Source organism: Hymenobacter sp. (genome assembly GCF_036387835.1).
Taxonomy (GTDB): Bacteria; Bacteroidota; Bacteroidia; order Cytophagales; family Hymenobacteraceae; genus Hymenobacter.
Genome location: NZ_DASVSY010000105.1, coordinates 116,518 through 137,464 on the forward strand (window position 1 = coordinate 116,518; position 20,947 = coordinate 137,464).

Consider the following 20,947-nt stretch of genomic DNA (forward strand, 5'->3'; position numbering starts at 1 on the left):
AACCCAATACGTCTTTCAGAATAGCGTAAAACAAAAAAGCTGTCGATTTCGACAGCTTTTTTGTTTTACGCTATTCTGAAAGACACTAGAATTTGTCCCAGAATATCTTCGTTGTCACAACATCTCCCCCGATAGCAGATGAGGCAGTATTGTAATTCGATTTATTAAGGTTTTGCTCGATAACTGGATAGATAAGGCGAAGAGGCAATGCGCTCAATGCCCCGGATGGTGCTGTCAGGGTTGGAGAGTCTAAACGACGATATTCCTTCCAAGATTCTACCGGTTGGCCGTACAGCGCAATCCACTTCTGGTTACCTATCTTCTGCTTGTATGAGGTTCCAGCTGTTGCGTAAGCCACTGATGGTTGAGCCAAATAAGTAGCCGCTTCAGTTGTAGTACCACCCCATTGCTCAATGGAGGCTGCAACTGCATTATCATAATGAGAGGCAGCAGTTTCACTAACAGCAAAACCACGCTCAACTGCCTCTGCCAGCAGGAACTCAACTTCCGTGTACGAAAGCAGAACTCCTGGCAGGGTTGGATCTTCCAATTTATCACCAGGAGCTGAGAACGAAGCATAGTTGTTGTTCGTGCCATATGCGCCACCTCGATAGGTACCATTAGCAGCGAGCTTGAAGTAATCGTTGCGCCGTGGATCATTCAGCGTGTTAAGCCGGTTGATGAATGTGCTTGCCCCAACAAAATCGTAACGGCCGCTTTGCACTAAATCTTCCCACACCGGATTGGTATTGGGAGCAGTAGACAAAAAGACTAGTTGAGCGTTGTCATCATTGCTAGTGAACACGTTAGGAGCTGCTTGCTCAGCTAGCAACTTTGCTTTCGTTGCATCTACATCGGCAAGGGTGAGGGCCATTCGCAGCTTAAGGGAATTAGCAAACTTCTTCCACGCTGCAATATCACCTCCATAGTATAAGTCGCCGCTTTCAAAAGAGCCACTTCCAGCGCTTTCATTCAACTGCCCAATAGCAGTATTAAGGCGCGTGACAAGGTCATTGTAAACTGTGGCCGCATCATCGTATGCTGGCTGCGAGTTGTTGAAATCCAACGCTTGCGTGTAAGGGATATTCCCAAAAGTATCTACCAGCGTTGCCCATGCGTACACTTCCAGAACTTCCGTGATTGCCAGCTGGTTGGTTCGCACCGCTTCCGAGATAAGCGGGTCAACGGTGATGATCTTTTTAGCTTCCCGCAGATCTGCTAATACATCGCGGTATAGAGCAGTCCAGAAGCTACCAGGAATAGGACGCGTTGTGATATTGTAGATGCTTTCATCAAAATAGGTGGTTTGGCCCCAATACTGAACAAACAACCTAAAGATATTGAGATTAACGCTTGAGCTTGTAACTGTGCGGGCCAAGCTACGTTCGGCGTTCGATACCAAGGTTACCCCTGGTACTGCGGTAGCACTCTTAGGATCTACGTTGTAGTCGTCTAGGCTATCCACGCACGACGTTGCCAGGAACAAGGCCGTTGAGCAGAAAAGAAGGGTCTTTTTCATGGTAATATTTCTTAAAACCGGAAGCGAATGTTAGCACCTAAGCTGCGCGTAGTCGGGAAGGCACCCGAAGAATAACCTTGACCTAAGTTGCCAGAGCTCAATGCATCTTCTGGATCAGCATCAGGCAAATTCTTGTGAATCAACCACAAGTTGCGGCCAATGATTGAGAAGTCGATTCCTTTGACCCCGCCTATCCGGCTAACCAAACCCGTTGGCAAAGAATAGGACAAGGACACCTCACGCAGCTTCACAAAGCTGGCATCATAGATGAAAGTTGAATTAGGGTTGCGCAAGTAACCATACAAACCATAGTTGGTATTGCTGGTCCGAACAGTGTTAGGCTGGCCTGAAACGTCCTGTCCATTGAGTACGGTACCAGCTGCATAAACTCCGGGTAGAATAACTCCCCCTGAAGTAGGTGCATAAGAACCATCTGAATTACGTACAATAGGGCTCCGGGTGGGATTCCCCAATTCGTTGTCGCCAGCTGTTTCCGCCGTCATGCCCGTAGCGAGGCCGTAGTAGCGGTCAAGCGAAAACACGTCGCCTCCTTTACGGATGTCGATCAGGAAGTACAATGACAAGCCCTTGTATGTGATAGTATTAGCGATACCTGCCTTCCAATCGGGGTTTGGATCTCCAATCACTTCGTTGGCAGTAGCCGATTGCGCATAATAAGCCGCGGTGGGCAGGCCGGCTGTGTTCTTAGTTACATTCAGAATTTTATCGCCGTTGTCAGCGTACTGGTAGGTGGAGCCGCGTAATACACCGAAAGCTTGTCCTACTGTAGCATTAGACGTCACTCCGCCTTGATACGAGGCCAACACGATGTTGTCGAGCTCGCCAAGTAACGACAGGATTTCGTTGCGGTTTTTATACCAGTTAGCATTTACCGTCCAAGTGATGTTATCATTCTTAACGGGCGTTACGTATCCTGCCAATTCTATTCCCCGGTTACGCACCTCTCCTGAGTTTACATACCGCTGGCTATAACCAGAGGCAGTTGAGATGTTAAGAGGTATTATCTGGTCGATCGTATTCTGCTGATAAACAGTAGCATTCAACCCAACGCGACTATTAAGAAAAGCAAGTTCTACACCGGCCTCTATGCTTTTAGTACGCTCAGGTACCAGATCTTGGTTGTTCTTGATATTCGGTAAGCTGAACAACGGAACCGAACCAAAACCAGTTGGCTTGCTGTAATAGTCGAATATGCTTTGAACTGGAGCGCCTTGTCCTACTTCCGCGTAGTTGATCAGTGCCTTACCATACGATAGCCAAGGGGCACTTTCCTTCGTTAATTCGGAAAAGGCAAGACTCAAAGCAGCCGAAGGATAATAGAAAGCATTATTGGACTGCAACAGTGTCGTAGACTTGTCTCGACGAACCGTAAGGTCGAGAAACAACATATCGCGCAAACCAAAAGTGGTACTAGCAAAAATACCATCCACTCCAACCTTCTGCTCGCTTTCCAACGGAGGTTGCAGCGGGTCAACCGTATTGGAGAGTGCATATAATCCAGGCACAGCAAGGCCATTGTTGGTTGTGGCCCGAATACTACTGAATGCCTGCCGCCGAAGGTTGGTACCTAATAATCCTTTGAAAGAAACCGTACTGGCAATAGTTGCTGAAAAGTTACCAATCAAATCAAAGTTGGCTTCTTTAGAACTACGGTTAAACCGAGAGTACTCCGATACGCCTACGCTCCCAACTGCAATACGCTCTTCCTGTAGTTCACTATACGTATCAAGTGTTACACGACCTAATACATTAAACCAGTCAGCGAATTTATAAGTGGCTGCTACGTTACCAAAATACCGGTCGCGGGAATCTGTTTCGTAGTTCTGTTCGCGCACCCAATAAGGGTTGTTCCAGTAAATAGGAGTCAAGATATCTGGATCAGCGTAATTGAAAGTGGCATGGTAACCGCGGCCAATGTTGCGCTCATAAGCAGCCTTTTGCTCTTTCAAATCAACGTTTGTCTGCCACCACTGCCGGAAGTTGGTTATAACATTACCATCTCCATAGCCAGTACCATATCGCCCAAGTCCTTTCACATTGGTATAGTTGATAGAGGCACTGGTAGTAAGGCGAGGCGTCAGGTTAAGAGAGCCAGCGAAATTGACAATGTTTTTGGTGATTTTACTGTTCGCTAATACTCCCGTATCGTCTACGCGATTGTAGCCTAACTTGAAATAACCATTGTCGTTACCTCCGTCAATTATGACGCTGTTGTTTACCGTAGAGGCCGTCTCAAAAAAGGTATCGGCACCATTTTTGGCGGCAATCCAGGGAGTAGCTTTTTGGTAGTTAGACGAAGTTGGATCAAAAGAATCCCACTGATAAACTAGTAAGCTTGGATCGAAAGCAGCCCCATAGGAGGCATCCTCAGACATAGGAGCTACTAATTCTTCAGTTCCGTTGCCTTGAATGTCGCGATACAGGAAGTAACCAGTGGGGTCTTCATAGTACTGTCCGTAGCCAGCACCATAGCGCGTTTGATGCTTGATGAATGTGCTTTTGTCGATACGACCTACCGTAGCACCTGTGTTTATAGTAACACCTAACCCTTTTCTCCCTTTTTTGGTGGTGATGAGAATTACGCCGTTAGCTGCCCTCTCACCATACAATGCTGTAGCTGCAGCTCCCTTCAATACCGTGGTTGAAGCAATATCATCCGGATTGATATCGGCGGCAGCATTGCCATAGTCATAGCCTCCGGCTCCGGTTGCTTGAGTAGCTGTGTTGGTATTGGCGTTACTGATTGGCACACCATCTACTACAAACAATGCTTGGTTATTGCCAAACAGGGATTTAGTACCTCGAATAACAACATTCGAAGAACTACCTAGACCATTACTCTGCTGAATATTCAAGCCTGCTACTTTACCTGCCAAGCCGTTTACAGCATTGGGGTTACGAGCTACTGTGATACTCTCTCCTTCTATTTGGGTAGCTGAGAAAGGCAGCGAATTGCGTGTTCTTTCAACGCCTAATGCGGTTACAACTACCTCGCTCAGTTGTTTGGTATCAGCACCTAGACCTACATCAATGCTCGATCCGGTTCCAATCGGCCGCTCAATGCTTGTGTAGCCAATGAAGCTAAATGTGATAGTTGTTGCGTTTGCCGGAACACTTAACGAATAGGAGCCGTCAGCATTAGTGGAAGCCCCTACAGAGGTACCCTTAACGAGTACAGTTACACCAGGAAGCCCTTGGCCAGTTGCTGTGTCGGTTACACGGCCTGTAATGTTGCGATTCTGTGCCGCCGCCTGCTGCATCAGGACAGGCGCGGCTAAAAGCGCACTTAGGAGAAGTTTTCTCATAGTGAAGTGAGTAAGAGTTCAACAAATGTTTACTGTCAAGATTGCAAGTAAAGAAGAGTTTTTTTACAATCTTAGCTTTGACGCATAAATGATGAAAAGAAAAATTATAAAAAAAAATTTCAAGAATGGCCGTTAATGAATTATAAATCAACATTTTCTAACTAATGCACTACTACAAGATATACAAAGAACCCTTTTTCATTGAGTATTTTTTCCAGAAGAAACTATCATATTTATGTAAAAAAGTTATACTTTATTGCAGTTATGATTATAATATCAGACCGGATTAACGCTTAGAAAAAAGCGTAACAAGTTGCCCCCGTCCGACTGGTTGTTGACAGCAATAAGAAAAAGCCCCGCTCGGATCTTCCAGCGGGGCTTTTTCTTATTGCTGTCAACAACCAGCGGATGAGACACAACAGATCCTTTGTGAAATAGCTTAGTCTACTACGTCCCAGAAAATCTTTGTAAACTGGTCAACGCCTTGAGGAACGTTAGCTGAGTTGGTGCTGGCTTCGCTCAGCGGATAAAGCAGACGCGTAGCGAACTTGGTAGCCTGAGGTGAAAGCGGAATTTTCGGCAAACCAGTGCGGCGGAAGTCATCCCAAGCCTCTGTGCTGGCAATTGAATTCATAGCCAAGTACTTCTGGTAGATGATGATCGGCTGCTTTCCAAGGGCCCCATTCGTAGCCGCAACGTCGAAATTTACCAATTGGTTGGCAGCATTGCTTCCACCAGGCGCGGTAGTAGCAATGAACGTATTGTACTGCGAAACACCGGCCAGAGCCGAGGTCGTTACGTCGGCTGGGATGGCAGCAGGAGCGGCGGCGGCCGTACGGTAGAAGTACAGGAAGGAAGCCAATATGCCGTTGTTGAAATCAACTTTCGCAGCCGCATTACCACCAGTAAAGAGGCCTCGGGTTTCAGCTTCAGCTTTATTGAACAAATGCTCTGAAAGCAGCATAAGTGGCGTAGCTTGGTTGAACCCTTTGAAAATACCACCGGGAGTTGCAGTGCCAGGGGTAGTAGTTTCCTGCCCGCGGAAGCGCGAGGCTTGGCGCGTGTTCACTGTAGCAGCTCCGGTAGCGGGAGGTGTTCCTTCACCCAGTACCCCACCGATATAGCCTGATGTTGGCATACCGCCGGCAACTGCCAGGGTTGACCCCATTGTATACAACTGCGACAGACGTGGATCGTTGTTGGTCCGGTACTGGTCGAGGATGTACTGAGTTGGAATTTGGTAGTTGCGCTCTGTTGCTCCCACACCAGCTTGGGTGTAGGCGTACCGGTTATACAGCGGGTTTTGCTGGTTCAGGTTCTGAGAATAGCCTGGCTGCGCCACCACATCTGTGGTGATAAAGCCATCAGCAGCAGTCTGCAGGGCCTGTAGCTGCGTCCGAACATCCGCATCGATAGCCGCATTGCCAGTTTGTGACTCGCGTAGCAGAATGCGTAGCTTCAAGCTGTTAGCAAATTGCTTCCACCTAGTCATGTCACCACCGAACACAATGTCTTCAGCCCCTACTGTGCGTGCATTTGAAGGAGTAGCCGTGATATCTGCAATAGCACCTGTCAGCTGTACCAACAGGTCTTTGTAAATATCTTGGGCCTTATCGTAAGTCGGTGTGACGTTAGTAGCGCCCAACAATGCCTGCGTATACGGAATGTCCCCGTACTGGTCCACTAGCAGTAAGAAGTCGTAGGCCTTCATAATGCGCGCAATAGCGGCGTGATTGGGGTAAGCAGCCGCCCCGTTAATCTGAATGATGTTGTAATCATTCAGATTGTCGTACGTGAGATTGAAAAGGTTCGCGTAGAACGACGTCGTGTAGTTAAACGTTTGCTCCTCGGTATAGCCGTTGATCGTATTGGTCTTGGTCCAATAACCGGCTGCCCAACTAGAGTAGCTGTTGAAGTTCTGCGCGTTAGTAGCGCCACCAACACCGCCAGTATAAAGAGAGGCCGTAGTGTTGAGTGCCTGAGCCAGCACTACGTCCGGCGTCACCGACTCGGGCGTGAAAGCGTTTGGGTTCTGATTGATGTCGAGAAAATCGTCGCACCCGGTGGCAGTACTCAGCAGTGCTGCTGCAAATAAAATTCTAGATAAGGTTTTCATGTAGGTGTGAACTGCTTAGAGAGATACGTTCAGCGTTGCCCCGTAAAACTTGGTCGGCGGCGTGTTCAGATTGGAGTTGATGCCGATGGCGTTGCCGTTTGTGAAACTGAATTCCGGGTCGGTGTAGATGTTCTCCTTGGGCACCCACGTATAAAGGTTACGGCCGAAGAGATTGATGGAAGCTCCTTTCACAAAACCCACTTTGCTCAATAGGGCAGTGGGCAACGTATAGCTCAACGACAACTCACGAATCTTGAAGAACCTACCAGAGGTAACGTAGTTCTCGGCCACCGAATAGTTGGTGTTTGCGGTAGCCCAAAACTCATAGCCACCAGGCGTCAGTCCGCTCGTGTTGGGTACGTAAGTCACATTTCCGGCAGCATCCGTTTGTGGAATCGCCGAGTTGGGATACACGAAATTTTGACGGTCATAGGTCACGCTACGGGCACCATTGCCAGTGAAGTCGAGGTCCTCTCCTATTGAGTTATACACGACATAGCCCGTACGAAGTTCCCCCTGTCCAGCCAATGTAATGCCTTTGTAGCTAAACGAGGTGTTGAAGCCATATTTGTACTTAGGCTGCGTGTTACCCGAACCCAACGTTGTCAGGTCAGCGGCTTTTACCGGCTGGTAGTATTGCGTTAAGTCAGTCCGGTCATATGTGTTTCTGACCGGAGTCATGATAACACGATTAGTGCCATCGGTTGTGCGACTGTAGTAAGAACCACGCAATATCGGGAAGGGCTGGCCGGGAATGGCATATAATTGAGCGTTGCCACCTGTGGTCAGCGCCAACTGCGTTAGCCCATCGGGCAGCGAAATAACTTTGTTAGCGTTGTAGTTGAAGTTACCACCTACCGTCCAGGTAAAGCCGTTTGCCTGGCTAATGGGGGTTAGGTTAAGATCGAGCTCAATCCCGGAATTTTGCACCTCGCCCGCGTTAATCAGGTTCGTGGCCGAACCCGTAGCGCGCGAAATGCTCGTCGAAAGCGTTTGGTCAGTGCTGTTCTGCTTATAATAAGTGGCCGCCGCCGATACACGGCGTTGTAGGAAGCTCAGTTCCACACCAGTTTCGTACGAAAGCGTAGTCTCAGGTGATAGAGCAGGGTTCACCAAGTTATCACCAGCTGTGTAGGAAGCAGTTGCTCCAAAGGGATAACCCGTACCCAAACCGAAGGTAGGCTGCAGGGCATAAGCACCAAAGGGAGCGTACACCCCAATTGTGCTGTTGTAAGCCCCAGAGGTAGTACCGCCCAGGTTGATCTGGCTTACTTTGGTTATACCGCCGCGAACCTTAGCATAGTCGAGGAACGACACTTCTTTCAGCGTCGGAATGGCATTGGTAAGGATGAGGGATGCATCAACGGCCGGATAGAAGAAGCTGCGGTTATCATTGTTCAGAGTCGAAACGTTGTCGTAGCGGCCCGAGCCGTGCACGAATACAAAGTCTTTGTAACCAACCGTAGCGTCGAGGTAGAAGGCATACGAACGCGCTTTAGCACTAGCGTCAGCGCCTATCAGGTTACCCACACGGTTCGACAGGTTGTACAGAGCCGGACCGTTGTTTGCCCCCGAAGCCGCCAAACCGGTTGATTGTACGTTACGGTACTCCGAGCTAAACTGCTGCACATTGTTGCCCAGGATGGCCTGCACTGAAACGTCGCTGAATGTTTTGTCAAAGCTCAAGAAAGCATCTGAGTTGATGCGATTCTGATTGCTGGCAATGTCGCGCACAAAACCACCCGGCTGGTAGGTCTTATACGTGTTGTCGGTGATGAATTTACTCAGTGTGAGCTTGTTCTGGAACTGCAAGCTCGACTGATCGATGTTCGTTATGCCAATACGATATTGCGCACGCAGCCAGTCAGTAAGCTTGTACGTTAGGTCAACACTACCGATGAGCGTGTTGCGCTTGTCGTTCGTGCGGTTGTTGTCAATAATGTAGTAGGGGTTGTGGTAGAAGTTATTGTAGTAGCCATCAGGCGAGGCGAACCGGTTGTTCTGCCAGTCCTTATAAGACGTGAGCGGTACCTGTACGCCCGTGTTAAACCAGTTCCAGTATGCCGTCTCGTCACGGGTCAGGTTCGACGTGGCGTCAACGCGCTGTAGGGTGTACGAAATATTGGTACCAACTGTCAGACGGTTGAACTCGTGCGAAGCATTGATACGAAACGTGTTGCGGTCAAACTTATCCTTAGGGATGATGCCATTGTTATGTACGTTCTGATACGAAGCGTAGTATTTGGTCTTCTCGTCGCCGCCGGAGAACGTTACCCCGTTCTGCATCTGATAACCTGTTTCGAAGAATTTGCGCTTCTCATCAGGGCGGGCAATGTATGGCATTGACTGCACATCACCTGGTGTGGCAGATAGCACGTTGCCTAGTACACGCACTGTTCCGTCGAAACGCGGGCCGTACTGCTGGTTTTCAAAGCTATTATACTGCGTATCTTCGTTGACGTCCGGCTCTAAGGGGTCATCGGTGAATGCCGGCCGAGTTCCAGCCCAAGTGGTCGCACCCAGACCAAACTGGTCTTGAAATTTCGGCAGGAACGACACGGACTCAAATTGCGAAGTCTGTGAGAACGTAACCTGCGACGTAGTGCTACCTTTCTTCGTAGTGATAATCATAGCACCGTTCGAGGCCTGCGAACCATAAAGGGCGGCGGCGTTGGCACCTTTCAGAACCGTGATACTGGCCACATCGTCGGCATTCAGAGCTAAGAGTGCGTCGTTGGTCGAGATGTTGCCATCAATAACGATAAGCGCTTCATTGTTACCGGTAAGAGAGCGGTTACCACGCAGAGTGACGCGCACCTGTGGGTTGATACCTGCGCCAATGGTCTGGATTTGCAGACCCGAAACCTTGCCAGCCAAACCGTTAGTCACGTTAGTTACACGCGCTTGGTTAATTTCTTTCGTATCAAGAGTAGCAGTAGCATAACCTACCTGACCTGACTGGCGCTGAATACCAAGGGCGCTAGTTACTACTACCTCACCAAGCTGCTTAGTGTCAGTAGCAAGAGCAACATTGAGAGCTGAAGCGTCACCGATAGGTCGCTCAAGCGTAGTGTAACCAATGAAGCTGAACGTAAGTGTAGTAGCCGTAGCCGGAACGCTCAACGAGTAAGAGCCATCAGCATTGGTAGAAGCTCCAATAGTGGTTCCTTTAGCAAGGACTGTTACACCAGGAAGGCCTTGGCCAGTTGCCGAGTCAGTTACACGACCCGTAATATTGCGATTCTGTGCGGCCGCCTGCTGCACCAGGACGGGTGACACTAAAAGCGCGCTCAAGAGAAGTTTTCTCATAAAAGCAACTAATTGGTGAGTGAAAGTGAATTAATGAAGAAAGTTTATCCCAAACTTAACGAATAAATCTTTCGCCTCCACACTAAATCCTATCTTCGTCAGCCAGATTATTTTTACTGCGTGGCACCTACCCAAATCTTGTTGGCAGTTCCGTGCTTCATATAAGGCCATGGGATCTAATACATAAAAAAATTTATGTAGATATCTTAAAATATTTACATAAATTTTTGTCTAACTCAATCACTGAATGTGCTATTTCTCACCCGGTCGCTCCGGCATCAAAGAGTGGTCCTATTCCAGTATGCGCTAGCTGTTTTATGCTATGTAACATGTTTATACAGTGACTACGATAAAAGTATTATCCCGCTACAATGAAAGCTGGCGTCACTTTTTACTACCAGTTCTAAAGTGTAGACCCACAACGGAGTGTTCAAACGGCTTTATCTTTTTGGTAAAGTCGCTGATTAAATAGCAGTTGAAATGGAGAGTGGCACTGCCTTGAAGTTTATCAAACCAGGACCCTAGCAGAAGCACCTTGCATCTGGAACTCATGCGCCTGCTCGAGGAGGATTTTAACATGCCATACCTTTAAGGACACATGCTGTACACGGGCGACTACCTGCGCCCGCAGGGCTATACCGTCAATGAAAAGCTGGTTTGCCGCCTCGTGCGGCTCGTGAGCTAGGAATAATGTTGCCTCACACTATACCTGCCGGTGCGGGCTAAGAGTGTCACGTGCCACCCATACCTGGTGCGCGAGCGGGTATTATGTGCCCCCAGCACAACAAATTGTTGAAAGCCGACATCACACGTACCTATAAACAAAGGCTTTTTTCTATCTATTCGCCGTGCTCAATTGAGATTTGAGCAACACGACAGGTCTGGGCTTTTGCCTGATGGCCTGCACACGGCGCTAGCCCGACAACTGGCTCCATTTGTCTTCAATTTCAATCAGCAGCCTGTTTACCAGCCAGCCCTCTGAGCAGGCCCTATCCCGACTGCCAGATCAGCCCTGCCACTGACAACACCTTCATCTAACGCCTCTGGCGCTCTGTGAAGTGGGAATAGATCATCTCAACCCGACCCCAACGGCCAGCACTTCCGCCAGTAACTCAACGTCTGCTTCATCTACTACAATCATCGCTACTCTCATCAAATCTTGAAAGGCAAACACTTGCCCTATTTTGACAAAACCCTTACCTGCAACCCTAATTGAATTTGCTTTATAACTTCCTCGTAAAACTGTCCAGCTTTTAGAGAATTGTACAGAGCCAAAAACAATACTCTCTTCTACTGTCTTTATATCGCCACGTAGCGACTTGAGTTATACAGCGAGATTAAAAGATTTAATCAAACTATTATTCACAAACAAACCTGTTTTAACAACACAATTTCTTAATTCTGTTAACCTCTATTGAGACTTGTATTGCTAAATTTTGGGCAGCATTCAACCTTTAAAGCAAAATTTCAGCTGTTTAACTTAGTATTATATTACTAAAAAGTGGCCCTATACTGTTATAAATTGACTGAAGTAGGAGGGCTGCAAAAACAGAGCAATGAACTACCGGCACTATTATCACTAATTGAGCCTAAATAACTGCTACACCCCCCCGTGTGGATATGTCCATTCATAATGCTGTGAGTCAAGGACTTAAATTAATGCAATTACTACGTTTTACTTGTCACATAGTGAGAACAGACCATCAAGGCATAATTGTCATTACGTAGTTACTTCATGATTATAGTTAGTAAAACTTTAAAACAAGGTAGAATATTCAAAAAAAGGATATAAGTCAGATCAATTAATCAGATTTTATATGAATATTCTCCTTATAATTTAAAATATTATTATTTAAAATATAAAGTATATGTCAATAAAGACCAGAGGTAATTTTATTGCCCTTGTAAATGAAAGGTATTCAAATATTGGGTGTAATTTGTGATTACAAACCGTAGCACTTTTCAACGAAAGCAAATTTAATAATATTCACTTTCAAGTTTTTTACATGAATAAAACATTACTCATGAGTTCCATACTCATGGTTGGCTTGTCACAGCAAGTTGCAGCACAGGACCGTAGTATCTCCGGGAAAGTTACAGACCGGCAAACAGGCGAGGGCTTACCTGGTGTAACCGTTCTGCTAAAAGGCACTACAAATGGGGTGTCTACTAATTCGGATGGCAGCTTCAACTTAGGCAACGTGCCTGCCAACGGCGGTACTCTTGTTTTTAGTTCGGTTGGCTATATTTCAGTAGAGCGTGCACTTGGCACTGAAACAACCCTCAACATCGGTCTTGCAACTGATTCCAAGCAGTTGAGCGAAGTTGTGGTAACGGCTTTAGGGCAAGAGGCACAAAAGAAGTCGTTGGGATTTTCTGTGTCTCAAGTGAAAGCCGAAGAGCTTACACAAGCTCGCCAGACTAACGTGGTAAACTCGCTGGCTGGTAAAGTGGCAGGTGTACGAGTCCAGGCTTCGAACGGCATGGTTGGCTCATCCTCGAATATTTTCATTCGTGGTCTAACCACATTCAATGGTAGCAACCAGCCTCTGTTCGTAGTTGATGGAATTCCTATCGATAACGGTGGTGGTACTAACGCTCTACAAGGTGGTGTGTCCAATTCCAACCGGGCTATCGACATCAACCAAGATGATATTGAAACTGTATCTATCCTGAAAGGTCCAGCGGCAGCTGTACTTTATGGCTCGCGCGCCGCTTCCGGTGCTATTCTCATTACCACGAAAAGAGGTGCAACGCTAGGCTCTAAGAAGCAATCCATAAATGTAACCTCGAACTATAACATAGTTAAAGTAGGTCGTTTACCTGACTATCAGAACATTTACGGTCAAGGCAACCGGGGCAACTTCAACAATATAGCTCAGGGCTCATGGGGGCCGCGCGTTACAGGTCAGACAGTTACCAACTTTCGTGGTGAACAGGAAGAATTGACTATCAACCCTGATGTTATCGAGAATATCTTTAAAACGGGCTCCAACTTCCAGAATAACGTTTCTCTGTCGGGAGCTACCGAGCGTACTCGCTATTTTGCCTCCTATGGCAACTTACATGAAGTAGGAGTATTAGATAATAATGACCTGAAGCGTAATACCGTAACTTTCAACGGTAATGCGCAACTAACGGAGAAGCTGCGCACAGGGGTAAACGTGATTTTCTCTAACAGCGTTTCTAAGCGCACTCCACAGGGTAACCAGCTATCTAATCCTTTTTTTCGAACTTGGTTCTTGCCGCGTAGCTACGACGTGAACAAGTACCCGTTTGAGCTACCAAATGGTGGACAACAGGTTCTAAATGCTGCAGGAGGCTCTGCCATTCCAAGCAATACGTGGTATAGCAATGATGATAACCCATTATGGACGATCAAAAACAACCGTTACAACGATGAGGTCAACCGCATCGTTGGCAACGTCAGCATAGGCTACGATTTCACCGAATGGCTGTCATTGGATTATAAACTCGGTACTGATACGTACGTTCAAGAAATCAAGCAGGTTAATGCCCGCGACAGCCGGGGAACAAGTATTGCTAGTACAAACCCAACCCTTATCGGCAACATCCGAGACGAGACGTATACTCGTCGGGAGCTTAGTTCTTATTTGAACTTAACGCTGAAGCACAACATCAACGAGGATCTGAATTTGCGCCTCCTTTTAGGTAACGAAATCAACCAGCGCCGTGATAACGACGTGGGCGTAACTGGAAGTGACATCCAGGTCCGTGGATTCGATAATATCACCAATACCAGAACTTTCATTCCTTTCGGTCTCAGAACCCAAACCCGACTGATTGGTTTCTATGGTGATTTGAATGTTGGGTATAAAGACTTTGTATTTCTTGGCCTGACTGGTCGTAACGATTATTCTTCCACCTTCAGTAAAGAGAACCGGTCGTATTTCTACCCTGGCGCATCTCTTAGCTTTGTCTTCACTGAAGCTATACCAAGCTTAAAAGACAATAAAATCTTTACTTCAGGCAAACTCAGAGGTGCTGCCGCTACAGTAGGTCGTGAAGCGCCAGTATATTCTACGGATACTTACTTTGCTTCTACCAACAACCCTTCAGACGGCTTTGGCCCCGCAATCAACTTTCCATTCCGTGGTCAGCTAGGGCAGTCGTTGGGTAACGTGGGGGGCAACCCTAATTTGGGTCCGGAATTCACAACTACGTACGAGGCTGGTGTTGATTTAAGTTTCTTTAGTGGCCGCTTGGGTCTAGAAGGCACCATTTATAATCAACAGAGCAAGGACATTATCTTCCAGGTACCGGTTGCTGGCGCTTCTGGCTTTACCAATATATTCCAGAATATTGGTAAATCAGAAGCCAAAGGAATAGAACTGCTTATTACCTCAACTCCTGTGAAGATTGGTGGTTTCACATACAGCAATTCGATCAACTGGACACGAATCCGTAACCGCGTTGTATCGTTGGCTCCTGGCGTAGATCAGATTACTTTGGGTGGTTTCACATCACCTAGCACCCGCCTGATTGCTAAGCAACCTTATGGCGTACTATTCGGATCTGTGTTCCAACGCTCACCCCAGGGTGACCTGTTGCTGACTCCTCAAGGACGCACTCAATTGGCATTGGATAACCAGATTGTTGGTGACCCAAACCCGCAATGGACAGGTGGTATTACCAACACTTTTTCTTTCAAAGGCTTAACCCTCAATACCCTTTTAGATATTCGCTATGGTGGCGACATCATCTCACGTAACGTGAGTGACATGCGTCGTCAGGGTGCTGCTAAAGAAACCGCCGACCGCGATAATGTATATGTTATCAAAGGAGTAATTGCACAGGCCGACGGAAGCTTCGCGCCCAATAACGTTCAGATTACTGCCGAGGATTATTTCGAAGACCTCTACGGGTTTGGTAAAGCCGAGCTTGTTGTGTTTGATGCTTCCTGGATTCGTCTGCGTGAGGTAGCTTTAACTTACTCGCTACCTAAAACACTGACTGACAAAACGTTCTTGGGCAATGTAGAGCTGAGCTTAAACGCTCGCAATGTATTCCTGTATGCGCCTAACGTGCCTCATATTGACCCAGAAGTTAACGCCCAGGGTCAAAGCAATTCACAGGGCCTAGAATTCAACGCCTTGCCTCAGTCACGTACGTACGGCGCTTCAATTCGCCTCACTTTCTAATTGCTTAACCTTAGACAACATGCGCTTCTTCCGCTTTACTAAATACGTTGCATTTACAGCCTCATTAGGGTTGCTGAGCGCTTGCGACGATTTTCTAGACGTGAACCAGAGTCCTAATGCAGTGCTGGTTGCTCCAGCACCTAACGTATTAGTGGCCGCCGAAAGTCATCTAGGCTTTCAGATGGGGTCTGATATTAGCCGCTTTAGCCTCCTGTTTGTTCAGCAATTTGCTGGACAGGGAGGAGGTGGCATTCAAGGCGCCGAATATGACCGCTACAACATTACCGCTACAGATGTCAACAATGTGTGGCGTGCCGGGATTTACGGAGGCGGACTAGCTGACCTCCAGAAACTGATTGATCAGACACAGGCTACCAGTCCGCAATACGCAGGTATCAGTAAGATCATGCAAGCTTATTTGTATGGTATTACAACGGACAGCTGGGGAGACATCCCTTATACTGAAGCCCTTAAGTTCGCTACCAACGTTCAGCCGACTTACAACGGCTCCACAGACGTATATACTGGACTTATTACTCTCATCGACTCAGGTATTGAGGATCTGGGTAAGACATCGGAACTTACACTTGGTGCCGACGACCTGATTTATGGGGGTGATCTAACCAAATGGAAAAAGTTTGCAAATACGCTTAAACTGCGACTGTACTTGCATTACTATCCGAAGGTATCAGCTACTGCCTCCAGCAGCATTGCAACGCTGCTTGGACAGGGAGCAGCCGACTTTATGACCAGTAATGCTGATAATTTTCAGTTAACTTTTGCTGCTGTATCAAACAACGAGAATCCTATTCACCAGTTTGATCTTCGTCGTCCCAACCAGATTTTCCCGAGTGCGACGATTGTTAATCTAATGAATGGTAAAGTAGACCCTCGCCGGGCTTCTTATTTCACTGTATTTCCGTCAAGTGGACAACAGTACACCGGCGCCGTTAACGGTACTGGAACAAACGGAGTTAGCACGTCTTTCTCACGTATTCATACCTTCCTCCGTGGCGCTGCTACCACCACAGGCACTGCCATCACGTACACTGGTGCAGCTCCTATTCGGATGCTGACCTTCGCCGAGTATAACTTTATTCGTGCTGAATATTTCCAACGCACAGGTAATACAACTGAGGCTGTAACTGCTTTGAACGCAGGCATCCGCGCTTCTATGACGATGGCAGAAGTATCCGCTGCTGACGCAGATGCTTACTTAGCAAGAATACCCGCTCAGATTGCTACTACTGGGCTGCTAAGAACAATAATTGAGGAAAAGTTCGTAGCGAACTTTGGCGTAGCAGTGGAGCCTTGGACTGATTGGCGCCGCACCGGCTTTCCTGCCCTGTCGGTTGCCGCTAATGCTGCTGTTCCGCAGATTCCGCGTGTTCTGCCTTATTCAGATCTGGAGCGCGTGTCTAATCCAACGAATACACCCGCACGGACCGATTTAACAGTTCCTTCCGTCTTCTGGGATCCAGGCCGTTAGTAATTGTTGCCCCATGGGAGCCTACAGCAACTCAAGGGCCACCTTTCTCCTCTCAACAAGCTTTAATACATGAAAAAATTCATTTACAATATACTGTTGCTTTTAGTAACAGTTATAGCTCTAACCAGCTGCGAAAAAGAAGAAGAGAACTTTCGGGTAACACCTCAAACCCAAATCATCTTTGATGATAATATCGACAAAATCACCGCTAGCTATCGGTCCGCTGGCAGTATTGTATTGAAGATTGCAGCTCCTGGTGCTACTAGTGTTCGGGTTACAAGCCGTTATACAGGGGGGTCCGTGGTTTTAGGTCCTCTGTCTGTAGCTGATGGTTTTGCTACTCTTAATGTGCCTGCTACATCCGTAAGGACGACAGGTACCTTGGTCGGCTCCTACAGCTTCCAAATAGATGCAACGCTACCTGACGGTAGTGTAGTAACCCGTTTTTTTACAGCTGTAATAACTGCTTAAGAAACCTTACCACGTAACAACCAAGCCGAAGATTAGAAAGAAGCGGCTTATTATTAGCTAAATCTTCAAGAAGCGCCAGCTGTTCAGCTGGCGCTTCTTTTATGTGTTTTGCACAAAATCATGTAGCTACACGCGTGTTAGTAGACGCTGTTCTAAATCATGTTTGGCTGCAATCTACATAGGAATGTGTGCGGTGTACTTACACATATCCCTTATTTATACTGCACTAATTATTCATATTAGCGCCGCAAGAACAACTACTAGTTATTTTAAATCAACAGTTATAATACCAATATGTATTGAAAAATTTTTATTGTATCTCCCATTAAATTCAAATTATGGTTATAAATTGTGAATTCAACTCACTCACCAACTCTCTGACGTAGCACTTTCTCTTTCACTTTCACATCTTTTTTCATGAACAAAACCTTACTCATGAGTCCTGTACTCATGGTCGGCCTGTTGCAGCAGGTATCGGCACAAGACCGAAGCATTTCGGGTAGAGTAACCGATCGTCAAACTGGAGAAGGGCTTCCGGGCGTAACGGTACTATTAAAAGGTACTACAAACGGTGTATCAACAAATTCTGATGGTACATTTACGCTAAGTGCTCCTGCTACAGGAGGAATATTAGTTTTTAGCTCTGTGGGCTTTGTTCAGCAAGAAAGAGCCATAGGTAGTGAGAGCCAGATTAATATTGGCTTGGGTAGTGACACTAAGGCACTAAGCGAAGTTGTTGTTACTGGCTATGGAGGATCGCAAGATGTCAAGGACATTACAGGTTCTCAAAGCAGAGTAACTGAGGAAAAATTGCTGAACCAACCTGTACAAAGCTTTGATCAGGCTTTGACAGGTCGTGCTGCTGGCGTTCAAATTACGAATCCAGGTGGTACTCTTGCTGATGGTGTTGCGATTCGTATTCGAGGAGTAAATTCCCTTTCCAATAGTTCGCAACCATTATTCGTAGTAGATGGTGTTCCATTGAATGCTTTGACGAATGCTAACGTATTTAATGGCGGCAACGGTACTCGCTACAATCCACTAGCTGATATCAATCCGAATGATATCCAGTCAATAGATGTCCTTAAAGACGCAGCAGCAGCAGCTATTTATGGTTCGCGAGCGTCAAATGGTGTTATATTGATAACTACAAAACGTGGTAAGGCTGGTCAGAACCGCTTATCCTTTAATTCCTATGTTGGTTTTCAAGAACCTACTAGGGTTCCCGACCTTTTGAACGGTGATGATTTTATTACCATTCAGAATGAAAAGGCGGCTAACGCTAATGCCGCTCGTCCTACTCAATACCCTACTGCAGTTATTGCTCGTGATATCGATGTAGATGGTGATGGGGTACCTGATCGTACAAACTGGATGGATCAAATATTCCAAAAGGGTCTTCAACAGGACTACCAAGTAGCATTGTCAGGTGGCACTGAATTAGCAAACTACTATGCTTCAGGCAATTGGACAGATCAAAAAGGGATTTTAACTAATAATCGTTTGCGGCGTGGCTCGGCTCGTCTGAATGTGGACGTTACTCCTAAGAAATGGTTGAAGGGTGGCGTGAGTAGTAGCTACTCTAAAACTCTCAATAACGGCTTATTGACTGATGGATATCTAGCTGGCGTTACGCTAGCTGGATATAATGCCCCTCCCAACTTACCAATCTATAATCCCGACGGCACTTATTACCTAAACTCAGCTGGCAACTTAGGAAATGGCAATAACTTAACTCAGTATGTATTAAATAACTATAATCATCCTGTTGCTGTAACTGAGTTACAGCGTAACAACAATACAACGCAACGCATTCTAGCTAACGGATATTTAACAATTGAGCCCCTAGCTGGCCTCAAATTCACCTCAAAAATAGGTATTGACTATTTCGACAATTTCGAGGACCAATACAGCAGCCCTCTAATCTCTGGTTTAGGCCGCTCCTATAATGGATTAGTGCAGGATAACCGCTTGGATCAAACCTTATGGAACTGGCAAAACTATGCCAATTATGACAAAACATTTGGTGAACTCCATACCGTCAACCTAACTGCTGGTGTTGAGTATCAAGAAGAAAAACAGCGACAAATCTATACGCCAGCTGAGAACTTTGTCGACCCTAAGTATAAGGATATTCTCGACGGTCTGTATGCGGGTACTTTCATTGGGGGTGGTAGTAGGTACGCTCGTGGCTTTCAGTCATATTTTGGTCGCGCTAACTACTCTTTTGCTAATAAATATTATGCATCTTTCACAATTCGCAATGATGCAGATTCACGCTTTGGTGTGGCAAATCAACGTGGTACATTTCCAGCTGGTTCGGTAGCTTGGCGTATTTCAGAGGAGAACTTCATGGATCCTATCGACCAAGTAGGTGACCTAAAGGTTCGTGCAAGCTATGGCTTAGTAGGTAACTCAAGTGGAATCGGAAATTATGCATCAGTTACGACGATAGGTGGTGGGCAGTACGCCGATGTTAACGGTTTAAGTATCACTCAAGTTGGTAACCCAAGCTTACAATGGGAAACATCTAAGAAGTTTGATATAGGGCTTGATCTTTCTGTACTGAAAGACCGCATAGGTTTTACATTTGACTGGTATAACACCAGAATTGATGGTTTATTACTGAATGCACCTGTCCTTTTAACAACAGGTCTTCCAGGTGGATCAGTTTCAAGGAACGTTGGTGAGATGTACAACCGTGGCGTTGAGGCGTCGTTCAATACAGTCAACGTTCGTCTTGAAAATGGCTTTTCATGGACTTCCCAATTGAACTTTTCGGTAACTAAGAACCGAGTTATAGCTTTAGCTACCCCAACTGATCTTATACAAGGTGTTCAACGCGCTGGTATCGGCAAATCTGTTGCTGTATACTATCTACCTGAATGGGCCGGCGTGAATTCTGACAATGGTAATGCTCAGTTTTACGACAAAGACGGCAACATCAAGCAGTATAATGCCTCTACACTTACATGGAGCACTCTTGGTGGTGAGCCTACTACTGCTATAGGAGCTGCCGACTTCAAGTATACAAAGAAGAGCGGCTATCCTACTATGTATGGCGGTTTTGATAACACATTCGCTTGGAAAGGGCTAGAGCTTGGTGTATTCCTACAATACAGCGGTGGCAATCTTATTTATAATGCCACGCGAGCTGGACTGCTGACGAACTCCCTCAACAACAACTTGAACGAGATAAAAGACCGTTGGACTCAGCCTGGTGACCAAACAGATATTCCTAAACTGGTATTACAAGACAATATCTCGACTCAAGCATCAACTCGCTGGTTGGAGAAGGGTGACTTCTTGCGCCTACGCCAAGTTAGACTTGGCTACAACTTACCTAAGCAAGTGTTAACAACGTTAGGTGGGTTGAATAATGTGAACGTTTACGTTTTAGTACAGAATGCCTACGTCTTTACAGGCTATAAAGGAACGGACCCTGAAGTAAACTCGAACCGGAATACAACTACTGGTAATATTGGTTACGGCATAGATAACCGTTCAGTACCACAGCCACGCAGTTACACTTTTGGTGTAAACATTGGCATCTAA

General features: G+C 46.5%; 8 protein-coding genes. 4 read left to right on the top strand and 4 right to left on the bottom strand.

The window, feature by feature from the left end; genetic code table 11:
- Positions 1-85 precede the first annotated feature (85 nt).
- The 4 genes from VF639_RS20300 to VF639_RS20315 form a co-directional block, all read right to left on the bottom strand.
- Complete coding sequence (locus tag VF639_RS20300) at positions 86-1,519, bottom strand: SusD/RagB family nutrient-binding outer membrane lipoprotein (protein WP_331147768.1); 1,434 nt, start codon at positions 1,517-1,519, stop codon at positions 86-88.
- 11 nt (positions 1,520-1,530) lie between these two features.
- Positions 1,531-4,845, bottom strand: coding sequence for a SusC/RagA family TonB-linked outer membrane protein (locus VF639_RS20305; protein ID WP_331147769.1), 3,315 nt, complete (start codon positions 4,843-4,845; stop codon positions 1,531-1,533).
- 439 nt (positions 4,846-5,284) lie between these two features.
- The gene (locus VF639_RS20310; RefSeq protein WP_331147770.1) at positions 5,285-6,961 is read right to left on the bottom strand and encodes a SusD/RagB family nutrient-binding outer membrane lipoprotein; all 1,677 of its coding nucleotides are present in this window, start codon (positions 6,959-6,961) and stop codon (positions 5,285-5,287) included.
- Positions 6,962-6,976: 15 nt separating this feature from the next.
- Positions 6,977-10,270, bottom strand: a complete 3,294-nt coding sequence (locus VF639_RS20315) for a SusC/RagA family TonB-linked outer membrane protein (protein ID WP_331147771.1) — start codon at positions 10,268-10,270, stop codon at positions 6,977-6,979.
- Positions 10,271-12,276: 2,006 nt separating this feature from the next.
- Here VF639_RS20315 and VF639_RS20320 point away from each other — a divergent pair.
- The 4 genes from VF639_RS20320 to VF639_RS20335 all read left to right on the top strand — a co-directional run bounded on the left by VF639_RS20320 (position 12,277) and on the right by VF639_RS20335 (position 20,947).
- A complete protein-coding gene (locus VF639_RS20320; RefSeq protein ID WP_331147772.1) occupies positions 12,277-15,432 on the top strand; it encodes a SusC/RagA family TonB-linked outer membrane protein in 3,156 nt (1,051 codons plus the stop codon).
- Positions 15,433-15,451: 19 nt separating this feature from the next.
- Entirely contained in the window at positions 15,452-16,921 is a 1,470-nt protein-coding gene (locus VF639_RS20325; protein ID WP_331147773.1) for a SusD/RagB family nutrient-binding outer membrane lipoprotein, read from the top strand.
- A 69-nt stretch (positions 16,922-16,990) separates the two neighbouring features.
- Positions 16,991-17,392 carry a hypothetical protein gene (locus tag VF639_RS20330; RefSeq protein ID WP_331147774.1) on the top strand — a complete coding sequence of 134 codons (402 nt, stop codon included), beginning with the start codon at positions 16,991-16,993 and terminating at the stop codon, positions 17,390-17,392.
- Between the two features lie 417 nt (positions 17,393-17,809).
- Positions 17,810-20,947 (top strand): SusC/RagA family TonB-linked outer membrane protein, encoded by a 3,138-nt coding sequence (locus tag VF639_RS20335; protein WP_331147775.1) that lies wholly within the window; start codon positions 17,810-17,812, stop codon positions 20,945-20,947.

Bases quoted from the DNA above. Each gene is read 5' to 3' on its own strand.
- VF639_RS20330 (WP_331147774.1), top strand. From the start codon at position 16,991: ATGAAAAAATTCATTTACAATATACTGTTGCTTTTAGTAACAGTTATA.
- VF639_RS20305 (WP_331147769.1), bottom strand. From the start codon at position 4,845: ATGAGAAAACTTCTCCTAAGTGCGCTTTTAGCCGCGCCTGTCCTGATG.
- VF639_RS20300 (WP_331147768.1), bottom strand. From the start codon at position 1,519: ATGAAAAAGACCCTTCTTTTCTGCTCAACGGCCTTGTTCCTGGCAACG.
- VF639_RS20320 (WP_331147772.1), top strand. From the start codon at position 12,277: ATGAATAAAACATTACTCATGAGTTCCATACTCATGGTTGGCTTGTCA.
- VF639_RS20325 (WP_331147773.1), top strand. From the start codon at position 15,452: ATGCGCTTCTTCCGCTTTACTAAATACGTTGCATTTACAGCCTCATTA.
- VF639_RS20335 (WP_331147775.1), top strand. From the start codon at position 17,810: ATGAACAAAACCTTACTCATGAGTCCTGTACTCATGGTCGGCCTGTTG.
- VF639_RS20315 (WP_331147771.1), bottom strand. From the start codon at position 10,270: ATGAGAAAACTTCTCTTGAGCGCGCTTTTAGTGTCACCCGTCCTGGTG.
- VF639_RS20310 (WP_331147770.1), bottom strand. From the start codon at position 6,961: ATGAAAACCTTATCTAGAATTTTATTTGCAGCAGCACTGCTGAGTACT.